General features: G+C 45.6%; 2 protein-coding genes. Both read right to left on the bottom strand.

Features of this window, described 5'->3' with window-relative positions; all coding sequences use genetic code 11:
- Positions 1-11: 11 nt before the first annotated feature.
- A complete protein-coding gene (locus ACP3PW_RS17215) occupies positions 12-428 on the bottom strand; it encodes a hypothetical protein (RefSeq protein WP_426417964.1) in 417 nt (138 codons plus the stop codon).
- Positions 379-691 (bottom strand): hypothetical protein (locus ACP3PW_RS17210; protein ID WP_426417963.1); only part of this gene is annotated, 313 nt, incomplete at its 5' end. The genes ACP3PW_RS17215 and ACP3PW_RS17210, both read right to left, overlap by 50 nt.

Below are 691 nucleotides of genomic sequence, written 5' to 3'. Positions count from 1 at the left end.
CCCGCATAAAGCTATGGATTATAACCTTGGATGTCATTTTTTCTGAGAAATTCATCCAACTTGTTTTTGAAGTTTGCCATACTCGTTGCCTCAACCACCTCACTGGGAAGATCATTCCATAGCTTTACTGCTCTTACTGTAAAGAACCCCCTCCTCCCCTCATGGTAGAACCTCTTCTGCTCCATGCGGAAGCCATGCCCCCTTGTCCGTTGCTCTGTCCTGGGAATGAAAAGATTTCCTGCCAGTTCTCTGTATTGTCCACATATATATTTATACATATTAATTAGATCCCCTCTAAGACGTCTCTTTTCTAAGCTAAACATGTTCAGTTTCTCTAATCTCTCACTGTAAGACAGACCCTCCATCCCGTGTAACAATCTAGTAGCCCTCCTTTGCACCGCCTCCAAACTTCTGATGTCCTTTTTCATGTGCGGGGCCCAAAATTGCACCCCATATTCTAGGTGAGGTCTTGTACAGGGGCAATATTATTTCTCCATCTCTGGTTCTAATCACCCATTTTACACAACCCATCACCTTGTTAGCTTTAGCAGCTGCTGCTTGGCTCTGTACGCTGCTGCTCAGCTTGTTATTGATCAGAACCCCCAGGTCCTTCTCCAGCTCGGTTGTCCCCAGCTGCTCCCCATGTAATGTGTAGGTGAATGTGTTGTTATGCAGTCCAAAGTGCATGACC

It is taken from the genome of Aestuariirhabdus sp. LZHN29 (genome assembly GCF_049985285.1).
In the GTDB taxonomy this organism is placed as follows: domain Bacteria; phylum Pseudomonadota; class Gammaproteobacteria; order Pseudomonadales; family Aestuariirhabdaceae; genus Aestuariirhabdus.
Note: the sequence above shows the minus strand (reverse complement) of the source record. Positions and strands in the feature narration are given on the sequence as shown.

Coding starts and splice junctions, on each gene's coding strand:
- ACP3PW_RS17215 (WP_426417964.1), bottom strand. CDS start 428: ATGAAAAAGGACATCAGAAGTTTGGAGGCGGTGCAAAGGAGGGCTACT.